Origin of the sequence: Phenylobacterium sp. (assembly GCF_013822795.1) — a bacterium.
In the GTDB taxonomy this organism is placed as follows: Bacteria; Pseudomonadota; Alphaproteobacteria; order Caulobacterales; family Caulobacteraceae; genus Phenylobacterium.
This window is the reverse complement of sequence record NZ_PNLB01000006.1, coordinates 21,162-43,823: the sequence shown is the minus strand read 5'-3', so window position 1 is coordinate 43,823 and position 22,662 is coordinate 21,162. Positions and strand designations below refer to the sequence as shown.

Genomic DNA, 22,662 nt, shown 5'->3' with positions numbered 1-22,662 from the left:
CCGAGCGGTTTCGTCCCACCGATCGCCGCCTTCGTAGAACCCTGCTTCAGCTTCCGGGCCGCCTGCGGGATGGCTCCGACACGCAACCCTGGAGGATCGTCTTGCGTGTTCTGCCGCTGCTCGCGATCGGATCGCTACTGTCGACCACGGCCGTCCCGCTGAGCGCTGAGGCGGCCGCCTGCGCTAGCGGCTGGGCCGGGACCGTTCAGTACACGCGCGACCAAGCTAACAGCGACGCCAAGACCGAGCAGCGCGTCACCGGCAAGGGCACGGAGACGACCAACTGGTCGATGACCTCGAACTACAGCGCGCAGGTTTCGGTCCGTCCTGCGCCTGAGCCGGAGCTCAGCCTGGCCCGCGCGAACATCAGCCTGAGTTCCGTCTCCTCCGAGACCAAGTCCGCCCAGGACAAGTATGTCTGCCCGCACGAGCGAACGCCGCGGGCCATGTCCGGCTCCTTCGTCAGCAAGAGCGAGACCCGAGGGACTGGCGCCGGGCTGGAGGCCGACGTCCATGTCGGCGTGGACTCGGACGGAACCTACAGCGTCAGCGTCAAGCTGCCGGAGATAGAAGGGACCGTTTCGGGCTCGGACTCTTCGAGCTACAGCGGCCAGTGCACGGCCAAGCAGGGCGCGAACCAGTCGATCGCTGGCCTGCCTACGACGATCCAGGGCTATTCCTTCTCGAGCAGCGGCGCGGATCGCGCCTCCTCCCCCGACGCCGACCGGCTGACCGGCAGCCACACGGTCTCGGCCTACGGCGTGACCGAAACCCTGAAGTGGAACCTGCGCCGCTGCGGCGGCGACCTGCGGCTGGTCGACGTCAAGTTCGAGGACATGCGCTTCCCGACCTGGGAGGCCTGGCAGGAGATCTCCGAACAGAAGGGCACGGTCGACGGCAACATCGTCCGGATCACCGCCACCGTCGCCAACGACGGCGCCGAGGACAAGTTCGCCACGATCAAGTTCCGCGACACCTACAAGGGCGACAAGTGGGACGGCGCAAAGCCGGACGGCTTACTGGAGGAAGCCTCCGTCGAGGTTCCCGCCGGCGAACAGCGCGAGGTGTCGTTCAAGTGGGATTCCTCCGGCTACGCCTGGTACGACGACGGACGCCCCAGATTGACCCAGCGCATCAAGACCGAGCTCGAAGACGCCGGAAAGAAGGTCGACGACAAGACCCAGAACCTGAAGGTGGCCCCCAAGCCGCTCGTGCTCGTGCACGGCCTCTGGTCGAACTGGACAGCCTGGGAGAGCTGGCAGAACATCCTGACCACCAGCCACTCCTACGACTGGAAGGCGTTCCCGGTCGGTCAGAAGCCCGAGCATGGCCGGATGCACACCGGCGAGGAACTCGCCAACACCGAGCCAACCAACACGATCGTCCAGAACGCCATCGAGCTCGGCCTGTACGTCAAGTACGCCCAGCAAGACCGCAACGCCTGGCATGTCGATATCGTCGCTCATTCGATGGGCGGTCTGATCAGCCGGCGCTACATCCACGCGACCATGCCGACCTATCCGGACGGCAAACCACAGGTCGCGCACCTCGTCATGCTCGGCACGCCGAACATGGGCAGCCGCTGCGCGGACATCATCAGCGCGCCGCTGGAAACTGCGGGACGGTCGATGGACGCCCTGCGCGAGCTGCGGCCGAGCGTGGTCGCCGAATTCAACGCCGTTCATACCGAACGCAAAGGGGTGGAGTTCTCGGTGCTCGCCGGAAATCCCCTGCCCGCCGTCTGCTACATGTACGACGAGAACGATGGCGTGGTGACCGTGCCGTCGGCGACGTGGGCCATCACCGACACCGAGCTGACCAGCGCGCTGCACACCGAAATGGCCGACGCTGAGGGCTTCTCCTCGTTCGTGAAGCCGCGCGTCGCGATCGGCCCGGCCAAGCAGACGCCGATCAAGCTCTCGGCGCTCGAAGCCACGACCTTCGGCTTCGACGCGGCCGAACGGACGGACGTCTTCACGCCGGACTTTTCGAAGATCGTGAAGCTGGCGCCCGGCCAGACCCTGAAGGTCGACGTCCCGGTCAAGGCGGCGAGCGACTTCGGCATGACCTTCATCGCAGGCAGCATGGTCTCGGCGACCGTGAGCGACGACAAGGGCGCCATCGTGGGCGCGAACCTCAAGGACACGCCCGCAGCCGGCCAGCTCTTCCGATCGATCTACGCCGCGCGTTCGGTCGCCCAGGCGACCTGGACGCTGACCCTGCAGAACGACGACCAGGCCGAACGGGAGGTCATCCTCTCGACCTGGTCGAAACCCAGCTGACGGCGCCTTTGTGGAAGGCGGCGGGCTAAACCTGCCGCTAGCCCGCTATTCCCACTCGATCGTGCCGGGCGGCTTCGACGTCACGTCATAGACGACGCGGTTGACGCCGCGGACCTCGTTGATGATCCGCGTGGCGCAGCGGCCGAGAACTTCCCAAGGAAATTCAAAGAAGTCCGCCGTCATCCCGTCGGTTGAGGTGACGGCCCGCAGGGCCAGAACGTCCTCGTAGGTACGGGCGTCGCCCATCACCCCTACCGTCTTAACCGGCAGCAATACGGCGAACGCCTGCCAGATGCTGTCGTAGAGCCCAGCCTTGCGGATTTCGTCGAGATAGATGGCGTCGGCCTGCTGCAGAACGGCGACCTTTTCCCGGGTGATCTCGCCCGGAATGCGGATGGCCAAACCCGGGCCGGGGAACGGATGGCGGCCGACGAACTGCGGCGGCAGGCCCAGCTCGACGCCGAGCACCCGCACCTCGTCCTTGAACAGTTCGCGCAGCGGCTCGACCAGCTTGAGCTTCATGTAGTCGGGCAGACCGCCGACATTGTGGTGGCTCTTGATCACCGCCGACGGGCCGCCGCGCGCCGAGACGCTTTCGATCACGTCGGGATAAAGCGTGCCCTGGGCGAGGAAGTTGGCCCCGTCGATCTTGGCCGCTTCCTTATCGAAGACGTCGATGAACAGGCGGCCGATCGTCTTGCGCTTGGTCTCGGGGTCCGAGACCCCGGCCAGCTCGCCGAGGAAAAGATCACCGGCGTCAACGTGCACGAGCGGAATGTTGTAGTGGTCGCGGAACATGGTCACGACCTGCGTGGCCTCATCCTTGCGCAGCAGACCGGTGTCGACGAACACGCAGGTCAGCTGATCGCCGATCGCTTCGTGGATCAGAACCGCGGCCACCGAGGAGTCTACGCCGCCCGAGAGGCCGCAGATCACCTTGCCCTCGCCCACCTGGTCGCGGATCTTCTGAACCATCTCCTGGCGGAACGCCGCCATGGTCCAGTCGCCCTTCAGCCCGGCGATCTTGTGGGTGAAGTTGCGGAGCATCAGCGCGCCGCGCGGCGTGTGCGCCACTTCCGGATGGAACTGGATGCCGTAATAGCGGCGGCCTTCGTCGGCGATCACCGCGAAGGGCGAGCCCTCCGACACCGCAACCGCCTCGAAGCCCATCGGCAGGGCCGTGACCTTGTCGCCGTGGCTCATCCAGACGGTTTCGCGATGGCCGACGCCGCCGAACCCGTCCAGCAGCGGGCTTTCCTTGACGATTTCGATCTCGGCGCGGCCGAACTCGCGGGTGGTGCCCGGCTCGACCCGGCCGCCCAGCTCGGCGCACATGGTCTGCTCGCCGTAGCAAATGCCCAGCACCGGCACGCCCAGCTCGAAGACCTTCTTGGTCACCGCCGGGCTTTCGTCCTCGTGCACGCTGGCCGGGCCGCCAGACAGGATCACCGCCTTCGGCGAGAAGCCCCCGAGCACGTCGTCGATCTTGTCGAAGGGATGGATCTCGCAATAGACGCCGCTCTCGCGCACCCGGCGGGCGATGAGCTGGGTCACCTGGCTGCCGAAATCGACGATCAGGACTTTCTCGTGGGCGGATTGGGTCATTGCGGGGTCCATTTGGCGCGCTCAAGCACGGCGACGAAGAAGCCGTCGGTGGCCGAGCTGCGGGGCGAAAGGCGAAGGAAACCCTCCGCCGTGAGATTGGATACGAGGTGCGGATTGGCGGTGGCCGGGATCACCCGGAAGTCCATCCAGCGCTCGAGGAAGGCCGCGACGCGGTCCTCGTCCTCCTCGGGCAGCACCGAACAGGTGACGTAGACGATCCGTCCGCCCGGCTTCACGAACTGGACGCCGTGATCGAGCACCGCGTCCTGGTCGGCCGTGCGCTGGGCCAGGGTCGCCGGCTTCAGCCGCCACTTGGTGTCGGGGTGCCGGCGCCAAGCGCCCGTGCCGGTGCAAGGCGCATCGATGAAGACGACATCGATCTTGCCGTCGAGGCCCTTCAGGGCGTCCGGATAGATCGGCGAGCGAACCTGCAGGTTGCGCACGCCCGCGCGCTCGGAGCGGCGAACCGTATCGGCCAGCCGACGCGCCTCGCTGTCATAGGCGTAGATCTGCCCCTTGTTGGCCATCGCCGCGGCCAGGGCCAGGGTCTTGCCCCCGCCCCCAGCGCAGAGGTCGAGCACCTGCTTGCCCGCAATGTCGCCAGCAGCCTGCGCGGCGATCTGCGAGGCCAGGTCCTGGACTTCGAACCAGCCCTTGGAGAAGGCTGGAACGGCTTCCAGCGACTGGCTGCGCTGGCTTGGATCAGGGGCTGCGATACGCAAGGCGTTCGGCAGCACACCGGTCGGCTCGGCGTTCAGCGGCGCCAAGGCCTTCAGCGCCTGCTCGGCGTCGGTCTTCAAGGTGTTGACCCGCAGGTCGACCGGCGCGCGCTCGGAGAGCATCGCGCCTTCCAGGGCCGCCTCGTGGCCAAACGCCCGCGAGAACGACGGCTGCAGCCACTCGGGATAGTCGCCGCGGATCGACGGCGGCGCATCGGCCAGATCGCGTGGCTGGACCAGGGCGGCGCGCTCGGCTTCGCTGAGCGGCCCCGGCCCGTGCGGCGCATCGCCAGCCGCTTCGGCGATCCGCTCCACCGGCCAGTTCCACAGCACGTGCAAGGCGCAGAAGGCTGCGGCCCGCGGGCTGTCGTCACCCATCCGCCAGCCCAGCGACCGGCGGCGGCGCAGGACGTCGAGCACCAGCCCGGAGATCCAGGCCCGGTCCTTCGATCCAGCAAAACGAGACGCATCCCCCCACGCCTTCAGCGCCAGCTTCACAGGCCGGTGGCGCGTCTCGACGTCGGTGAGGATCTCGATGGCTGCGGAGAGGCGTCCGCCGTCACGCAAGGGCTGTTCTCATAGTCAGAGGAAGATGGCGGCCACGACCGCCAAAGTGCCGCCGAACCCAACGAACCAGACCAGGCTGCGCACGAAGGGAACGGCGAGGATGTAGGCGACCGGATGCAGGGCGCGGGCGACGACATAGAGCAGCGAGCCCCACATCGTCAGATCGCCAAGCCTAGCCGCGAGGTACGCCACGACCACCGCCGCAGCGTGAAGCGGAAACGTCTCCATGAAGTTGGAGAACGAACGCTCCAGCCGCGCGGCGTTTCCGGAAAGCGGCCGGGGCTCGTCACGCGGGCCCCTGCCCCATTCCAGGCCTTGCTGGCCCCGAGCCGCGACCGCCGCCCAGAGCAACTGGACGACGCCGATGATCACGGCCACCCCCAGCAGCTTCAGTTCGACGGCCATGGTCATCAGACCGGGCTCGTATAGTTCGGCGACTCGCGGGTCATCATCACGTCGTGGACGTGGCTCTCGCGGAGCCCCGCGCCGGTGATGCGGATAAACCGCGCCTTGTTACGGAAGGTCTCGAGGTCGCCGGCGCCCACATAGCCCATGGCCGCCCGCAGGCCGCCGACCATCTGGTGCAGGATGGCCCCGATCGGGCCCTTGTAGGCGACTTGGCCCTCGATGCCTTCCGGCACCAGCTTCAGCGCCGAGACTTCCTTCTGGAAGTAGCGGTCGGCCGAGCCGTTGGCCATCGCACCCAGCGATCCCATCCCGCGATAGGCCTTGTAGGACCGGCCCTGGTAGAGGAACACCTCGCCCGGCGCCTCGTCGGTGCCGGCGAACGCCGAGCCCATCATCGCCACCTGGGCGCCCATGGCCAAAGCCTTGGCCAGATCGCCCGAGTACTTGATGCCGCCGTCGGCGATGACCGGCACATCCGTACCCTTGGCGGCGCGGACGGCGTCGGCGATGGCGGTCAGCTGCGGCACGCCCACGCCCGCGACGATACGGGTGGTGCAGATCGAGCCTGGACCGATGCCGACCTTCACAGCGTCGGCGCCGGCGTCGATCAGAGCACGTGCGCCTTCGTAGGTGGCGACGTTACCGGCGACGATCTGCACGCGGTTGGTTTCGCGCTTCAAGCGGCCGACGGCCTTGGAAACGTCGGCGTTGTGGCCGTGGGCGGTGTCGATCACCACCACGTCCACGCCGGCGTCGACCAGCGCCATCGAGCGCTCGTAGCCGGCGTCGCCGACCGTCGAGGCCGCGCCGACCAGCAGACGCCCTTGGGCGTCCTTGGCGGCGGACGGATAGGCCTGGGCCTTCTCCATGTCCTTGACCGTGATCAGGCCGACCGCGTGATAGTCGTCATCGACGACGATCAGGCGTTCGATCTTGTGCTTGCGCAGCAGCTCGCGCGCCTCGGCCTGGCTGACGCCCTGGCGGACAACGATCAGGTTGTCCTTGGTCATCAGCTCCTTGGCCGGGATGTCGTCGCGGCCTTCGAACCGCATGTCGCGGTTGGTCAGGATGCCGACCAGCTTGCCGGTGCCAGGCTCGACGACCGGGAAGCCCGAGATCTTACGGCGCGCCTTGATCTCGCGGACCTCGCGCAGCGTGGTCTCCGGATGGATGGTCAGCGGGTTGATGACCATCCCGCTCTCATAGCGCTTCACCTCCCGGACCTGATCGGCCTGCTCCTCGACCGTGAGGTTCCGGTGCAGCACGCCCAGACCGCCGGCCTGGGCCATGGCGATGGCCAGGCGGCTTTCGGTGACCGTGTCCATGGCGGAGGACACGAGGGGGATGTTGAGACTGATTTCGCGAGTGAACTTGGTGGCGGTGTCCACCTGGGTTGGCATCACATCGGATGCGCCCGGTTCCAGCAAAACGTCGTCGAAGGTGAGACCTTCGCGAATGTCCATGTAAGGCTCCATTTTGCGAGCCGCGTATAAGCCCTCTCGGGCGCTCCCGGCAAGGGCCGGATCGAGCGTAATCATGCCGCAGCGTGCTCCTTTTGGGGTTGGGAACGGTTCTGAAGGCCGAAAGTCATGGCGAACATGACCAGGCAGAGGCCCGATGACAGCGCCAGCGCGGCCCTCGGCGACTCTGCTAGCGCCATGCCGTAGAACGCAGGGCCGCCGACCTGCAGCACCAGCGCGGGGCGTGACAGCAAAGCCAAGCGATAGCCGTAATTCGCAGGTCCGAAGAGGTTGAGCGGCAGCACGCCCTTGGCGACCGTGATCATGCCGTTGCCGCCGCCCTGCCCCAAGGCCAGCAATGGCGCGGCGCTGGCGCCGATACCGGCGAGCGACGCCGCGCCCATCGGATGCAGCAGCGTCGCCAGTCGCGTCGAGAGCAGGATCGGCACACGTCGCAGGATCGTAAACTCGGCCAATCGCACGCCGACGGCCGCGAACCCTACAAGGCCGGCGACCGCCGCCGCATGCGCAGGCGTCAGGCCGAAACCGGCCAGCAGCCGCGGCAGGTGGCTGGCCATAGCGCTGGAGATGAACCAGGCGCAGGCGAAGATCGTCGCGAGCTGAACCATCCGGCGGTCCCAGACCACGGGTTGGGAGGGCTGGTCAGCAGAATGCCGGGCGTCAGGAACCACTCGCGGCGTGACCAAGGCGACCAGCGGCAGGCAGATCAGCAGATGCGCCGCCGCCCATGCCAGGCAAGCGCCGCGCCATCCCCAGGTCTCGGCCAACCAGGCGGTCACCGGCCAACCGACGGCCGAACCCAAGCCGCCGAGCACGGCCACGCCCGTGATCGGCCGCCGCGCCTCCTCGCCATAGAGCGCCACCAGAATGGCGAACGGCGTGCCGTACATTCCGATGGTCATGCCGAGCCCCAACGCGGCCATGCCCACGCCGAATCCGACGACGTTCGGAGCCGCGGCCAGGAGCAACAGCGCGAGGGCAAAGATCACGTTCGAGACGAGCAGCACGACCTTGCCGCCGCTGCGGTCGATCCAACGACCGGCGGCGGTCGAGAGCAGTGGCGACACCGCAAGAGACGCAGATGTCAGGGCGAATATGAGGGTCGGCGCGAGGCGGAGGTCATCGGCAATCGGATCGCCCAGAGCTCCCATCAAATAGTAGCTCGAAGCGAAGGCGACGATTTGGCTCAGGCCCAGGACCAGCGTGACAAGCAACTTAGGCGGTCGCGACTGGGTGGGCTCTCCTGACATGGCGAGCTTCTGAGGCAATTGGCGCTTTGAGGAAAACGATATATTTGACGCTAAATGTTCGAAAATCTCACATCCAGCGCCATGCCGTCGCTCAACGCACTTCGGGCGTTCGAGGCTATGGCGCGGACCGGCCGCGCCACGCTGGCGGCCGAGGAGCTGCACGTCACCCACAGCGCGGTGAGCCGGCAGGTCAAGGCGCTTGAAGAAGCGCTGGGCGTTCGGCTGTTCACCGGCCCGAAGCATCGGCTAGAGCTGACCCAGGCTGGCCGCGATCTCTTGCCTGCACTCACCGGCGCATTCGATCAGATCGCCCAGGCGGTGCGTCACGTGCGATCCGGCGGCGAAGACCTGCTCATTGCGGTCAATGCCAGCGTCTCCGTGAAGTGGCTTATTCCAAGGCTCGGCGGCTTTACCACTGCGCATCCGAACGTGAACCTGCAGCTCGCCGAACTGCCGTCGCACGCCACCTCGTATCGCGGCGCCCATGCGGTGGTGCGTATCGTGCCAAGCAGCCGGCTGGCTGAGGCCGGGGCGACTTCGCTCATTCAGAGCCACCTCGGCGTCGTGATGTCGCCCGGGCTGGCCGAACGCTTCAGCGCCGACGCGCTGAAGGCGCCGCGGCTGATGGCGCAGACGCATCCGCAAGGCTGGGCGATCTGGGCGGCCTTGGCCGGGGTCGAGTTGCCGCCGGGCCCTGAGCAGCCGTTCGCCCATCTGCACTTTGCGCTGGACGCTGCAATCGCCGGCCTGGGCGTGGCGGTGATGCCCTGGCCGTTGGTGGCCGACTACGTTCGCGCCGGCCGCCTCGTCGCGCCGTTCGGGTTTCGGAAGGCCGAAAGCGCCTTTGCGCTGCTCGCCGCGCCGGGCGTCAGCAGCAGGGCGCTGGATCAGTTCAGGGCTTGGTTGATTGCGGAGGGCGCCAAGACGACGCCCCCGCCCAACTGAGCGCCCTCAGTTCCCCTTAAAGCCCGTGGCCACGAGATAGACCTCGGAGCTGTCGGCCCGGCTGGCCTTGGGCTTGATGTTCCTGACGTCGGTGAAGTGGCGCTTGAGATTGGCGATCACATCGGCCGTCTCGCCCCCCTGGAACGCCTTGGCGACAAACGCTCCACCGGGCCGCAGGACGCTGATCGCAAAATCGGCGGCGGCCTCGATCAGGCCCATGATCCGCAAGTGGTCGGTGCGCTTGTGACCGACCGTATTGGGCGCCATGTCCGACAGCACCACGTCTGGCAGGCCGCCCAGTAGTTCGATGAGCTTGGGGCCGCACTCTGGATCGGTGAAGTCCATTTCCAGGATGTGGGCCGGCGGCAGCGGGTCGACGGGGAGCAGGTCGACCCCGACGATGTTGGTGACGCCGCGCTCGATGGCCACCTGAGTCCAACCGCCCGGCGCGAGGCCCAGGTCGATGACCCGCGCCCCCGGCTTCAACAGCTTCAGCCGGTCGTCGAGCTCGGTCATCTTGTAGGCCGCGCGGCTGCGATAGCCATGCGCCCGGGCCTTAGCCGAGAAGGGGTCGTTGATCTGACGGTTCAGCCAGGCCTGCTGCGAAGGCGTGCGGTCCTTTGCTGTCTTCAGGCGGGCAGGCTTGCCCCGGCCCTCTTCCAGTCCGCCTGACGGCGGCTTGACCATACGCTTGCGGGGAGGTTCGCTCATTCCGAGGCGTTTACAGCGGAACCGGCGCCCGATCCACGCCCGCGCCGCCGCCGACGACGACGTTTGCGCTTTCCGGCCCCCGACATCAGCGACATCAGGATGCCTTCGCGCAGACCGCGATCGGCGACGCGGACCCGCGTGCAGGGCCACAGTTCCTGCACCGCTTGGAGAATTGCAGCGCCGGCCAACACCAGATCTGCGCGGTCGGGCCCAATGCAGGGCTGGCCCGCGCGCTCCTGCGGGCTCAGTTGCAACAGCATCTGGGCGGCGGCGTCGCACTGCGTCCGGCTCATCCAGATCCCGTCGACGACGCTGCGGTCATAGCGGCGAAGGCCCAGGTGCATCCCCGCCAGGCTGGTGATCGCCCCGGAGGTGCCGACCAGATGGGCCGCGCCGGCGTCGAACACCGGCCGCAGGTCGTCGGCGTGCCGGAACTCGGCAAGCTCCCCCTTCACCGCGTCAACCATGGCCCGGAACCACGCCTCGGTCGCACGCTCCCCCTCCGGGAATCGCTCCGCCAAGGTGACGACGCCGATGGGAATCGACAGCCACGCCTTGATCGGCAGCTGCGAGGCCGAAAACTTCCCGAGCTCGGTCTCCAGGCCGCCGGCGGTCAGGTCGACCCAGGAGAGCTCCGTCGATCCGCCGCCGACGTCGACCACTAGCGCCGCCTGCGCCTGGCGGTCGAGCAGGTTCAGGCATCCCGCCACCGACAGATGCGCTTCCTCGCGCGGGGTGATGATCTGCAGGTTCAGCCCGGTTTCAGCGGCGACGCGAGCGACGAACTCCTTGCCGTTCTCGGCGGCGCGGCAGGCCTGGGTGGCGATCGCCTTGAGCTTGATCACCTTGCGGCGACGAACCTTTTCGGCGCTGACCTTGAGAGCGGCCAGGGCGCGCTCCATGGCTGCGTCAGATAGTCGCCCCGTCTGCGACAGCCCCTCGCCGAGGCGAACAATCCTCGAATACGCCTCTACGACGCGAAATCCTCGCCCCATAGGGGTTGCGATGAGCAGGCGGCAATTGTTCGTACCCAGATCGAGCGCGCCATAGCACTGCGAATCCGCCGACGACGCGACTGGGCCCTTGCGGGCTGCGCCCTCCGCTATCCGATCAAGCGTCGCGGTCACCGGAACGGCGACCAAAACGCTTGCGCTTCAAGGCCTTGGAACACGTTCGGCCCGAACGTGCTCAACAGCGCCACCCTCATGGACCGACATCCGTCCCTAGCAGGCGCCGACGCCGACGCCTCGTTTCACAGGCGACTGTAGCAAGGCGGTTCGCCTCTCGGAAGGCGCGCACTTGCGCGGCGAACGATGAGCAGTACGTTCACCTCCCAGTTAGGCGCCGGGGTCTAGAGTCGGTTTTATGGACGCTCGAATCGAAAAAAGCGGACGAGACTTGGTGGCGCCCCCGACGGTGCTCACCGAAGCACGTCTGGCCAAGTACGCCATCGGACAGGTCGTCCGCCATCGGCACTACCCGTTCCGCGGCGTGATCTTCGACGTCGATCCGACGTTCGCCAACACCGAGCAGTGGTGGCTGTCGATCCCCGAGGAAATCCGCCCCCGCAAGGATCAGCCGTTCTACCACCTGCTGGCTGAAAACGACGAGAACGCCTACGTCGCCTATGTCTCGGAACAGAACCTTATGCCCGACGACAGCGGCGAACCGGTCGGGCACCCGCAAGCTGCGCTGATCTTCGAATCCTTCGAACAAGGCCACTACGTGCTGCGCCCGCGGATCAGCCACTAACGACCCGGCAAGGGCGCTCCGACGCAATCTTTATCCGCCGAACCCTGATTTTCAGGCACAGTTCGAACGGAAGTTTCCGGGCGACGCGCTCATTCTACCGCCATGAGCGCAGACGGTATCAACACCACCCCGCCGCCCGGAGCCCGGGCCGATTGGACCATCGATCAGGACTGGGCGAGCTACAGCCAGGCTGAGCACCAGGTCTGGATGACGCTCTATGAGCGCCAGTCCCAGCTGTTGCCCGGCCGCGCCTGCGACGCCTTCCTGAAGGGTCTGGACGCTCTGGACCTACATCGCGGCGGTATTCCCGAGTTTGAACGCATCAATGAGGAACTGCGCAAACTGACCGGCTGGTCGGTGGTCGCCGTGCCCGGCCTGGTGCCTGACGCGATCTTCTTCGATCACCTGGCCAACCGCCGCTTCCCGGCGGGACGCTTCATCCGGCAGCCGCACGAGCTCGACTATCTCCAAGAGCCCGACGTGTTCCATGACGTGTTCGGCCATGTGCCGATGCTGACCGACCCGATCTTCGCCGACTACATGCAAGCCTATGGCGAGGGCGGCTTGCGCGCGCTCGGCCGCGGCCAGTTACACAATCTGGCGCGCCTCTACTGGTACACGGTCGAGTTTGGGCTGATGGAGACCCCGCAGGGCCTGAGGATCTATGGAGCCGGCATCGTCTCGAGCCGCGCGGAATCGATTTTTGCGCTCGACGATCCCTCCCCCAACCGGATCGGCTTCGACCTCGAACGGGTGATGCGCACGCCCTATCGGATCGACGACTTCCAGCAGGTTTACTTCGTCATTCCATCGCTGAGGGCCTTGCGAGAATCCACGCTGGCCGACTTCTCGGCCATCTACGCACGACTGGAAGGTCAGCCGGACATCGCAATCGATACGATGTCCCCGGGCGACCGCATCTTCACCTGCGGCACGCAGACCTACGCCCAGCGCGGCGGTCGGCTAGCGGCCGGCTAGCCGCCGGCCTTCTCACGATCCAGCAGCGTCTGGATGCCCTTCTGGATCTCCGCCCGCTGGGCCGGCGTGAACACGCGGTAGCGCTGGGCCTTGGGGCCGGAGGCTGCGCCGATCTCCTCGTCGGTGACGTAGATGAAGCGGCCTTGAAAGGCGCCTGTCATCGGCAGACCGCTCGTCATCCGCATGCCCTCGAGCCGGACGGCGCAGTTCTCGAGCGTGTCGATGTTCGGCGCGATCGGGCGGAAGTCCGGCTTACCGTTCATGCCCTCCACCATGCGCCAGCACACCCCCGGGTTGCTCGGGGCGGTAAGCGGCTTCTCGCAGGCGCTCAACAACAAGGGCGTCAACAGAGCCGCAATGAGCCGTCGCATCGTCAGTAGTCCTTGCGCCAACGAACGGCGAGCTTGCCATCCCCCTGGCTGGCGAGCTTCGAGAGGATGGACAGATTGCGCCCGAGTCGCCACTCCACCTGCGCCGACGGACCGTCGCGCCCGCCCCCGGTGATCTCCAGGTAGACGTCGTCGGTCAGGTACTTGCCGCCCGAGACCGTGACCCCGGACTCATCGCCCCCCGCCAGCGACAGCCGATCGAGGCCGGCGAAGGTGCGCAGGTTGCCGACCACGTCGAAGCCGCCGCCGCCAGCGAGCGACGACAGGGCTGAGGCCAGCTGCGCGGCCTCGAGCGGCGAGAGCTGAGACGCCGAACGCCCGAACAGCACCTGCGACAGGACCTCGTCATTGGGCAAGGTCGGCACCGAGGTCAGCGTGATCTCCGGCTTGGCCGCCGTGCCGCGGATCCGCACCACGGCGGTCAGCGAAGGATCGTCGCGCGTCGCCGAAAGATCGAGGCGGATCGCCTGCGGCGAGGTCGCCAAATAGACCACGCCCCGGTCGTCGAACTCAAAACGCTTGCCGGCGAAGTCATATTCGCCGCGCACGACACGCGCCGTGCCCGACAGCGACGGTCGCGCCGTGGTGCCGCCGACCTTGGCGTCCAGCGACAGCTCGACGTCCAGCCCCTTGCCACGCAGATAGATCCGGCGCGGAGCCTTGAGCGTGACGTCCAGCGTCATCGCCAGCCCGCGACGCTCCACCGGCTGCAACGAACCGGAGACATCGGCTGGCTTGTTGATCTCGATGACGTCCATGTTCACCACGCCAGAGCTGCCGGTGAGCTTGGCGGCGACGTCGGCGCGATCGATGGTGAGATCCCCGGCCAGACGCACCTTGCCGTCCGCCGCCCGGTCGAGAGTCGCCTGCCCAGACGCCGAGGCGGTCGCCAGATCGTTGTCGATCAGCCGGAAGTTCTTGAGGTCCAGCTTGAAGGTCGACGCCCCGTTGCGCAGCAGGCTGAGCCGGCCCGAGCCGGCCAGCGAGCCGCCGTGCCCGTCCGCCCCAGTCGCTTGGACGATGTTCACCGCGTTGTCGGCGAGGCTCGCACGCAGCGTAACGTCGGTGAGAACTAGGCCAGTGGCGCCGTCGGAGAAGCGCCCCTTGTCGACCTCGGCCTGACCAACGGCGCGTGGATCGGCCAACGTCCCACTGAGCGTGCCTTGCATCTGCACGTGGCCAGCCAGCTCCCGCTCGCCGCCGACCAGCAGGTCCCACAGCGGCTTGATCTCACCGTCGGCGAGGAACGTTCCGCGCATCGGCCGCGTGCGGGCGATGGCGATCCGGAACGGGCTGGCGCTGGTCTCGGCCGGCAGTACGACCTGGGCGTTCGCCCGCAGCCCATGCTCGTTGGTGACGGCCGCGTCGAGTTCGAGCGTGTCCTCCGACAGCTTCGCCTTCAGCACGCCGTCCAGGCCCTGTTCGCGTGGCGAGCCCCTGCCCCGTGCATCGTCAAGCTTGGCTTCCAGCGTCCCGCCCAACCGTCCACCCTGGCCGGTCAGGACGAGCGTGCCGTCGGCGCGTCCAGTGAGATCGGAGTTGATCAGACCGAGCCCGAGTTGCTGAACTTGAGCGCGGATCTCGGCGGCGTCCTTTTTAAGGCTCGCATCCAAGTCGATGCGGCCGCCGTCCGTGGCCGCAAGACGCAGGCGCGCGCTGCGCTCAGCGCCGCCGAAACGAAGAACCGCCGGCTCGACAGTCTTCAAGTTGCGCCTGCCGTAAGCTCCGTCGCCGCCGAACGTGAGTTCATAACCCGGGTCCTCGGCCGACAGCGTCCCGGCGCCGTCCAGTCGCCAGCGTTCGCTGGCCGAAACGCCCTGTAGCCGGGCCTGGTACGGCAAGCGCGAGAGCGGCCCATCGGCGGTGACCGCGCCGCTGCGCACCGCAAAGCGAGAGCCCGGAAGCACCGCATCGCTGGCCGTCAGGTTCAGGGTGGCGCGCGGCCCGCCGGCCGCGTCAACGATCTTCACCGCGCCCGTCAAAGCTCCGCCGTCGAGAAAGGCGCCCTTGACCACCCGCACCTTGAGGTCGGCCGCCGAGGGCGTCGCCTTGCGAAGCGACACCGCCCCGCTGGCGGTCAGCCCTCCAGCGTCTACCGACAGATCCGAGAGGTCGACGCCGCCCCGCGGGAAACTGAACGCCGAGCGCGCCGCCGCCGGTCCGAACTCGCTGGCGGCTGTCAGGGCGACAACGCCGCTGGAGCCTCCTGATCCCCGCATGAAGCTCAAGGTGAGTTTGGCGGCCTTCAGCGGCAGTCGAGGCAGATCAATGGCCTCGATGTCAGCGAGCAGGTCCGCGCGCGGCGCTGAAGGCCTCCCGGTGATGGCGCCGGTCCCGCTAGCCTTGCCGGTGATCTCGACCGGCCCCGCCCGGAACGGCCCGGTCGCCGACCAATCGAGCTTGAAGCGCATTGCGCCCGCCTCATCCAGCACCCCGGCGGTGGTGGCGTTGATCGCCGCGCCGTCGAGGGCCCCGCTCGTGATCGACACCTTGCGACCGGCGACATCGGCCCGGGCGTGCAGGCTGGGCGTTGTCCCCAGCAAGCGATCGAGTTCCGAGAAGCCGGACGCGAACCGCTCGCCCTTGGCGTCGAGGCTCAGCGCCCAAGGCTTGCCGGCCCCGCCCTGGCTGGCCGACCAATCGGCCATGAGCGCGCCGCTTGCGCCCGCCCTGGCGGCCGCCAGGTTCGAGAAGGCCGCCGTCCCCTTGAAATTGAGCCCGCCCAGCAGGCTGCGGCCGCCGCTGGCGTCGACCTTCAGCCCCGCACCGGTCGCCTCGACCTTGCGAAGCATCAAGCGGCCGTCCGCCAGCCTGGCGGCGTCAATGACCGCGGTGGGGCGCGCGCCCAGCAGGGCCGCCGCGAGCCCCGTGCCACGCCCGCCGGCTCCGGCGAGACGCCCTTCGAGCGCCAGGACCTTGTCCTTGCGGGTCAGCTCGAACGGCCCAGAGACCCGATCCAGACCGTATTCACCGAGCTTTACGCGCGCGACGTCCGCGCCGCCGACGAACCGCAGATCATCCAACCTTCCGGTCAGCACGCCGTCGACGCGCCCAAGGCCCATGGACGGGCCGCCGGTGACCTTGGAGAGTTCCCGCGCCGAAGCGGTCAGCGCCACGCCCTTTGGGCCCGTGCGTCGCTCGCCCAGATTCGCCTTGCCCTTCGCGGTGACGACGACGTTCTCCGACGTCAGATCGGCCTCCAGGTCGAACAAGCCCTGCTCGGCCTTGCGCCCCGTCACCACGAACTGAACCTGCGGCCCGAGCCGCGCCACCAGCGCCTGGGTATGTGTCGAGGCCGCGAGTTCGACGCGCCCCTGCGCTGATCCGCCTTCCGGTCCCCATACGCCGGATGCGTCCACCGGCCGGCTGGCGCCGCTTTCGGCAAGCGCCGAGAAGCGGCCTGTCGAGGCCTCGCCCCTGGCGTTCACGTGAAGAAGGAAGGGCTGGTCGGGCGCCAGCCCGAGAGCCCCAGCCAAAGCCCCGCCCTGGGCTTCACGCGCATCGGCCTGCAGGATCAGGGGCCGGCCGCCGCCAAAATCGAACCGGGCGTCGAGATGGTCGCCCGGATGCAGCACGCTCGCCGCCTTCACCGTCCCCTTCTGTCCGCCATTGCGGCGCATGAGTTCGATCGACGCGTCGACATCGTAGACCCCGCGGGTCCGCGCCAACTCAGGCATCAGTTCGACCCGCCCGACGGCGCGATCAATGACCACGTCGATTGGCATGCCCTCGGATGGCCGCTTCGGCTCGCTCACCGGGCGGCGATAGACGATCAGGTGCTCGGCGCTCACGCTGGTGGCGTGGAAGCGGCGATCAAGCAGGTCCGTGAAACGCCACGTCAGGCGCAGATTGCGCCCCTCGATCCACACGCCCTTGGGGTCGCGGATGACCACCCGCCGGACGCTGAAATCACGCCAGATGTCGCCGCTCAGCCCTTCCAGATAGAGCCTGCCGAAGCGGCCGACCTTGAGGCCGTTCGCCCGCGTCTCGATGATCGAGCGTCCTTGAGGCGACAGCGCGCCGTACCGCCCAGCCAGAAGCGCCGCAGCGGCCAGCGTCAGAAGCAACGCGCAGACCGCGAACACGGCCAGCCCCCACCGGCGGCGCGCCTTCTTCTTCGGCGCGGCCGGCGCCTCCGCGGTCTCGTTCGGCGTCTCGGTCAAAAGCTCTGCCCGATGCTGAGATAGATCTGGAACGACGGGTCGCCTTCACGCTTGTCGAGCGGTACGGCGATGTCGGCGCGGATCGGGCCAAAGCCGAGGTCGTAACGAACGCCGACCCCGACCCCGACGCTGAAGTCGTCGCCGGTAGGGAACTCGTTGGTGCCGACGGCGCCGGCGTCCACGAACGCCACCACGCCCCAGCGCTCGCCGATCTTCTGTCGCAGCTCGAGCGACGTCTCCAACAGCGAGATCCCGCCTTCGGGGGTGTTGTCGATATCGCGCGGCCCGATGGCCTGGTAGGCGTAGCCGCGTACCGAGCCGCCGCCGCCGGCGTAGAAACGGCGAGACGCCGGCACCTCGGGAATGCTCCCGCCGATCATCGCGCCCGCCTTGAGGCGACCGGCCAGAACTGTGCGCGCCTTCTCGTCCAGCGGGACGTAGACGGTGCCTTGGCTCTGAATTTTCAGATACGCCATGCTCTCGTCGCCGATCAGGTAGGTGGGCTCGGCGCGGACATCGAGACGCCAGCCCCGCTTGGGATCCAGCGGATCGTCGGAGCGGTCGAGGGCGCCGGCGGCCAGTCCCGCCACTGTGAGAAGCCTGTCTCCCAGCGAAGAAACCTGGATTGTCTGCTTCTCCTCGACCGAGCCGTAGTCGAGTGACCCGCCCAAAGTGAGGTACGATGTCTTCCTGAAGCGTCGGGTGACGTCCGCACGAATGCCGACGCCGGTTTCGTCATAAGCGTCGGTGCGGTTCGAATAAGCTCCACCGCCGGCCTTGAGCGACTGCTGCGGCCGCCGCCAGTGCGGCAAGGTCAGCTCCGCGTCCAACCGGCTGTCGATGTTCGAGGCCCGCGCCAGCATCGCCAGCGTATCGGCCCGGCCGAGTACGTTGTAGCGGGTCCATCGGGCGTCGGCGCCGAAGCCCTCGGTCGTCGAATAGCTGGCCCCGAGCTCCAGGGTCCGCGGCTTGCGGTCGGACAAGCTCAACAGGATAGGGCGCCGGCCGTCCGGCTCGGCTTGGTCCTTCGGGGCCAGCGACACAGTGACGGAATCGTAGACCCCGGTGTCGAGCAGCCGTCGCTCAAGCTCGCCGACGTCTTCGGGGTCGTAGACCTCACCAGCCTTCCACGGCGCCAAGCTCTCCAGCCAGCCTCTGCGACTGCGTCCCGCCTCACCGACGATCTTCAGCCCGCCCAGATGCACCAGTTCGCCGGCCGCGATCTTGTAGGTCGGGCGGACCGTCTTGTCGGCGTGGTCGACGATGACCTCGCGCGGCTGGGCGGCGGCGTCGGCATAGCCCCGCTTCTGCACGGCCGCGACGATGCGGCCTTCGGCGTTGATAACGTCCACGGCCCGGCCCGGGGCGCCGGTCGCCAGGCCCATGACCACCTCGCCGGACTGCTGGACGCTCTCGATCGGGGCTGGTGCGATCCAGTCGATCTGCGGGTCAGAGAGCGTGAAGCGGGGTCCTGGGGTCACACGGATGATGGCGGTGGGCGGGTCGCCGTCTCCGACGTCGGGATCCACCTCGTAAGCGTAGTAACCTTCCGAGCGCAGCACCGCGATGGCGTCTTCCCCGGCGTCGTTTGCGCGGCGTCGCGCCTCGAAGCGGTTGGCGACAGGTTTGTCGGTTTCGCCGACGGCGCGATCGATCGCCTCGCGCAGGTCGCTGTCGAGCTGACCTTCGATGGTCGCGCGCGGGGACTCCGCCCTGGCCGTCCCAGACGCACAAATGGCCGCCGAGGCGGCGACCGCGACGACCAATCGTCCCACGCCAATCCTTTCACAAGCGCCCCGCTCACGGTGTAGCCCGCGTCGCGCTCGCCTGTCACCCACCAGCGATCGACGAAGGCGCCGCCCTCGCGGGCGCCTGCCTGCTCATTTCGTAGGCGTCTGCGCCGGGCGCGTCGGCTGGGTCGGATTTCCGGCCTCAAGCGCCCCCGGCTTTCCTAAGCTTTTCCAGCGAACCGCAGGAAAGGGCTGGCGGGTGGAGTACGGTGTGGCGACCCAGGACCCTGATTGCACCACGGACGCGCAGGCGGTGCCGCCGCCGGTGACGCCCTACGACGAAATGCTGACCAGCGTCGGCGGCGTGCGCGATCATTATGCCGGCCTACATCAGCGGATCGCGACCCTGTCCGCGGCCGAAATGGCCGAGCGCCAGCGAACGCTGGAGCGCTACTTCCTGCTGCAAGGCATCACCTTCACCGTCTATGGCGGCGAAAGCAGCACCGAGCGGATCATTCCCACCGACCTCTTGCCGCGGATCATTCCTGCCGCCGAGTGGCAACGGATCGAGGCTGGGCTGACCCAGCGCCTGCGCGCGCTCAACATGTTCCTCGCGGACATCTACGGCGCCCAGCAGATCCTGATGGATGGTGTCGTGCCCCGCGAACTGGTGCTGGGCGCACCGTCCTACCGGCGCGAAATGCAGAATCTCTACGTCCCGCACGAGGCCTACGCCAACGTCTGCGGTTCGGACCTGATCCGCCAGCCGGACGGCGCCTACGCGGTTCTCGAAGACAATCTGCGGGTCCCTTCCGGGGTCTCCTACATGCTGGCCAACCGCGAGGCCTCGCGTCGCACCTTCCCTGGATCATTCCGTGAGGCCGGCGTGCGGGCCATCGACCGCTATCCCGACCTGCTGCTCACCACGCTGAAGAGCATGGCGGCCGATTGGCGGCCCAACCCCCAAATCGTGGTGCTGACGCCTGGGGTCTACAACTCGGCCTACTACGAACACGCCTATCTCGCGCGGCTGATGGGCTGCCCGCTGGTCGAGGGCCGAGACCTCGTCGTGCACGACAACATGGTCTACATGCGGACCACGACCGGTCTGCGGCGGATCGACGTGATCTATCGCCGTGTCGACGACGACTTCATCGATCCCCTCACCTTCCGACGCGATTCCGCGTTGGGCTCGGCCGGCCTGTTCAACGCCTATCGGGCCGGCAACGTGGTGATCTGCAACGCGCCCGGGACCGGCGTGGCCGACGACAAGGCCGTCTACGCCTACGTGCCGGCGATCATCCGCTACTATCTCGGCGAAGACGCCATCCTGCCGAACATCGAGACCTATCTCTGCCGCGAGCCGACCCAGCTCGCGCACGTGCTGGCCAATCTCGACAAGCTTGTAGTCAAGGCGGTGGGCGCCTCAGGCGGCTACGGCATGCTGATCGGACCGCACGCAAGCCGCAAGGAGCGCGAGGCGTTCGCCATGGCCATCGCCGCTGATCCTGCCAACTACATCGCCCAGCCGACGATCCAGCTTTCGACCGCGCCCTGCCTGATCGATGGCGAGATCGAGCCGCGCCACGTCGACCTCCGCCCCTTCATCCTCTCGGGAGAGAAAATTGTGGTGACGCCGGGCGCTCTCACCCGCGTGGCCCTGAAAAAGGGATCGCTGGTCGTCAACTCGAGCCAGGGCGGCGGCTCCAAAGACACCTGGGTACTGGAATCCACGCCGACAGGAGCCCATCCATGATGCTCGCCCGCGTGGCCGACAGTCTCTACTGGATCGGTCGCTACGTCGAACGGGCCGAACATCTGTGCCGCCTCAGCGACGTCATGCTCAACGCCACCCTGGACCGCAACGAAGCCGCCGGGCTGGTCTCGCGCATCGTGCTGTCGGCGGTCGGGGACACCGAACTGCACCGCGCCGACGATCCCTATCAGCTCGCCCTGGCGCTGGCGCTGGACCGGCACGACGGCGGCTCGATCGTCTCCTCGCTGGCGCTTGCCCGCGAGAACGCACGGCAGGTTCGAGACCAGATCACGACGGAGACCTGGGAGCGCCTCAACATGCTCCACCTGCGGGTCACGGCCGCCGAGGCGCCGCGCGCCTTTGGCGACGGCCCTTCGGCGTTTCTGCACGACATCATCGCCGACCTGCACCTGTTCAAGGGCGCCGCCGACGCAACAATGAGCCACGGCGAGGGCTGGCGCTTCCTACTGCTGGGCGTGCACCTGGAACGCGCCCAGCTCATCGGGCGGCTGCTTGAGGCCTGCTTTGGCCTGCGCCGCGCACCGGAGGACCACATGGCCCTGATGGGGGTGCTGCGGATGAGCTGTGCCCTGGAGCCTTACCTGCGCCGGTTCACCGCCGATGTGCAGCCGCGCAAGGTCCTGGAATTCCTGCTGCTCGACGAGGAGTTCCCACGCTCGATGCGCTTTTGCACCGCCCGGATCGAAGAATATTTGAGTTCGGCCGCGCGCCATGCCGATGCCGGGGGACACTCACCGCCAGAGCGCCTGGCCGGACGCCTGCGCGCACGCCTCCAGTACGCCGACATGGACGAGTACGACGGCGCCAGCGGCCTGATCTCCAGCGTGCTGGAGGACTGCGCCGCCCTCCATCAGTCGATCTACGACACCTTCGTCGCCTACTCCCTCGAAACCCGGCTGCCGGCCTAGGGACCGCCCCATCCATGCTTCTCGAAGTCCGGCACGTCACCCAATACCACTACGCCGAACCCGTCCGCGAAAGCGTCATGGAGGTTTGGATGCAGCCGCAGAAGACCGCTCGCCAGCGGCTCGTGTCGTTCGACCTCGACGTCGATCCGGCCGCGCAGCTGTTCTCCTATGCCGACCCGTTCGGCAACGCTGTCTACCACTTCGATGTCCCCCAGCCCCATGACCGGCTGCGGATCATGGTCAACGCCGCTGTGGAGACCCAGGCGCCGCCCGCGTTGCCCGACGGCCTTGATCACGGCGAGTGGGATCGCCTGCGCAGCGACTTCGTCCGCGGCGAAAACTTCGACTTCCTGGCCTTTGGCGGCTTCGCCGTCGAGACCGACGCCCTGCGCGCCTACATCGCCGAGCACGGTCTGGACGAGCTGCGCCGACGTGATCCGCTCAACGCCGTGCGGGCGTTGTCAGAGACCATCTACACCTCGTTCGACTACGAGCCCGGCGTCACCCACGCCGACAGCCCCATCGACCTGGCTCTCGGCGCCGGCCGCGGCGTCTGCCAGGACTTCGCCCACATTATGATCGCCATCTGCCGAGGATGGGGCCTCCCGGCACGCTACGTCTCAGGTTATCTGTTCACGGATCGGCAGGCTGGCGACCGCTCTGATCCCGACGCCACCCACGCCTGGGTCGAAGTGTTCCTGCCGTCACTGCGCTGGGTCGGTTTCGACCCGACCAACAACGTGCTGGCCGGCGAGCGCCATGTCGCAGCGGCCGTCGGCCGCGACTATAACGACGTGCCGCCCTCACGCGGGGTCTACAAGGGCGACGCTGAAAGCCAGCTCGTGGTCGGGGTCTCGGTGCGGCGCGCCCGTACCGCGCCCACGGAACCGGAATTCATCCGCATGGCTCAGCCGTCGTTCGCCCGCGGCGGCCGTCGACGGCCTGCCGGGACGCCAGCCTATGACCAGCAACAGCAGCAGCAACAGCAGTAGCCGAC

17 protein-coding genes are annotated in these 22,662 nt (G+C 67.6%); 7 read left to right on the top strand and 10 right to left on the bottom strand.

Features of this window, described 5'->3' with window-relative positions; genetic code table 11:
• Window positions 1–101 precede the first annotated feature (101 nt).
• Window positions 102–2,282 (top strand): alpha/beta fold hydrolase, encoded by a 2,181-nt coding sequence (locus C0481_RS06895; RefSeq protein WP_293401992.1) that lies wholly within the window; start codon window positions 102–104, stop codon window positions 2,280–2,282.
• 45 nt (window positions 2,283–2,327) lie between these two features.
• Here the strand turns inward: C0481_RS06895 and guaA are convergent, their stop codons facing one another.
• The 5 genes from guaA to C0481_RS06870 form a co-directional block, all read right to left on the bottom strand.
• Window positions 2,328–3,887 (bottom strand): glutamine-hydrolyzing GMP synthase, encoded by a 1,560-nt coding sequence (guaA, locus tag C0481_RS06890; RefSeq protein WP_293401990.1) that lies wholly within the window; start codon window positions 3,885–3,887, stop codon window positions 2,328–2,330.
• Window positions 3,884–5,173: an RsmB/NOP family class I SAM-dependent RNA methyltransferase gene (locus tag C0481_RS06885; RefSeq protein ID WP_293401988.1), complete on the bottom strand. Its 1,290-nt coding sequence runs from the start codon at window positions 5,171–5,173 to the stop codon at window positions 3,884–3,886. The genes guaA and C0481_RS06885 overlap by 4 nt, the downstream gene beginning before the upstream one ends.
• 15 nt (window positions 5,174–5,188) lie before the next feature.
• Entirely contained in the window at window positions 5,189–5,584 is a 396-nt protein-coding gene (locus tag C0481_RS06880; protein WP_293401986.1) for an MAPEG family protein, read from the bottom strand.
• Window positions 5,584–7,044, bottom strand: coding sequence for an IMP dehydrogenase (guaB, locus tag C0481_RS06875; protein ID WP_293401984.1), 1,461 nt, complete (start codon window positions 7,042–7,044; stop codon window positions 5,584–5,586). Before guaB ends, C0481_RS06880 begins: the two co-directional genes overlap by 1 nt.
• A gap of 71 nt (window positions 7,045–7,115) precedes the next feature.
• Window positions 7,116–8,312 (bottom strand): MFS transporter, encoded by a 1,197-nt coding sequence (locus C0481_RS06870; RefSeq protein ID WP_293401982.1) that lies wholly within the window; start codon window positions 8,310–8,312, stop codon window positions 7,116–7,118.
• A 54-nt stretch (window positions 8,313–8,366) separates the two neighbouring features.
• On the opposite strand from C0481_RS06870, the gene C0481_RS06865 reads away from it, so the two are divergent.
• Window positions 8,367–9,257: a LysR family transcriptional regulator gene (locus tag C0481_RS06865; protein WP_293401980.1), complete on the top strand. Its 891-nt coding sequence runs from the start codon at window positions 8,367–8,369 to the stop codon at window positions 9,255–9,257.
• Between the two features lie 6 nt (window positions 9,258–9,263).
• On the opposite strand, the gene C0481_RS06860 is transcribed toward C0481_RS06865, so the two are convergent.
• Both C0481_RS06860 and C0481_RS06855 read right to left on the bottom strand, forming a co-directional pair.
• On the bottom strand, window positions 9,264–9,968 hold the full coding sequence (locus C0481_RS06860; RefSeq protein ID WP_293401978.1) for an RlmE family RNA methyltransferase: 705 nt from the start codon (window positions 9,966–9,968) through the stop codon (window positions 9,264–9,266).
• Window positions 9,965–11,074 carry a Ppx/GppA phosphatase family protein gene (locus C0481_RS06855; protein ID WP_293402307.1) on the bottom strand — a complete coding sequence of 370 codons (1,110 nt, stop codon included), beginning with the start codon at window positions 11,072–11,074 and terminating at the stop codon, window positions 9,965–9,967. The genes C0481_RS06860 and C0481_RS06855 overlap by 4 nt, the downstream gene beginning before the upstream one ends.
• 310 nt (window positions 11,075–11,384) lie before the next feature.
• Between C0481_RS06855 and hspQ the strand changes: the two genes are divergently transcribed.
• Both hspQ and phhA read left to right on the top strand, forming a co-directional pair.
• Entirely contained in the window at window positions 11,385–11,720 is a 336-nt protein-coding gene (gene hspQ, locus C0481_RS06850) for a heat shock protein HspQ (protein WP_293402305.1), read from the top strand.
• A 102-nt stretch (window positions 11,721–11,822) separates the two neighbouring features.
• Window positions 11,823–12,698 (top strand): phenylalanine 4-monooxygenase, encoded by an 876-nt coding sequence (gene phhA, locus C0481_RS06845; protein WP_293401976.1) that lies wholly within the window; start codon window positions 11,823–11,825, stop codon window positions 12,696–12,698.
• Here phhA and C0481_RS06840 read toward each other — a convergent pair.
• From C0481_RS06840 to C0481_RS06830, 3 genes are all read right to left on the bottom strand, one after another.
• Window positions 12,695–12,961: a hypothetical protein gene (locus C0481_RS06840; protein ID WP_293401974.1), complete on the bottom strand. Its 267-nt coding sequence runs from the start codon at window positions 12,959–12,961 to the stop codon at window positions 12,695–12,697. The genes phhA and C0481_RS06840 overlap by 4 nt on opposite strands.
• A gap of 110 nt (window positions 12,962–13,071) precedes the next feature.
• On the bottom strand, window positions 13,072–17,250 hold the full coding sequence (locus C0481_RS06835; RefSeq protein ID WP_293401972.1) for a translocation/assembly module TamB domain-containing protein: 4,179 nt from the start codon (window positions 17,248–17,250) through the stop codon (window positions 13,072–13,074).
• Entirely contained in the window at window positions 17,247–19,025 is a 1,779-nt protein-coding gene (locus tag C0481_RS06830; RefSeq protein ID WP_363223258.1) for an autotransporter assembly complex family protein, read from the bottom strand. The genes C0481_RS06835 and C0481_RS06830 overlap by 4 nt, the downstream gene beginning before the upstream one ends.
• A gap of 298 nt (window positions 19,026–19,323) precedes the next feature.
• On the opposite strand from C0481_RS06830, the gene C0481_RS06825 reads away from it, so the two are divergent.
• From C0481_RS06825 to C0481_RS06815, 3 genes are read left to right on the top strand one after another with little or no spacing between them, the layout of a single operon-like run.
• A complete protein-coding gene (locus C0481_RS06825; protein WP_363223290.1) occupies window positions 19,324–20,736 on the top strand; it encodes a circularly permuted type 2 ATP-grasp protein in 1,413 nt (470 codons plus the stop codon).
• Complete coding sequence (locus C0481_RS06820; RefSeq protein WP_293401970.1) at window positions 20,733–21,665, top strand: alpha-E domain-containing protein; 933 nt, start codon at window positions 20,733–20,735, stop codon at window positions 21,663–21,665. The genes C0481_RS06825 and C0481_RS06820 overlap by 4 nt, the downstream gene beginning before the upstream one ends.
• 14 nt (window positions 21,666–21,679) lie before the next feature.
• Complete coding sequence (locus C0481_RS06815; protein ID WP_293401968.1) at window positions 21,680–22,657, top strand: transglutaminase family protein; 978 nt, start codon at window positions 21,680–21,682, stop codon at window positions 22,655–22,657.
• The last annotated feature ends 5 nt before the right edge of the window (window positions 22,658–22,662 follow it).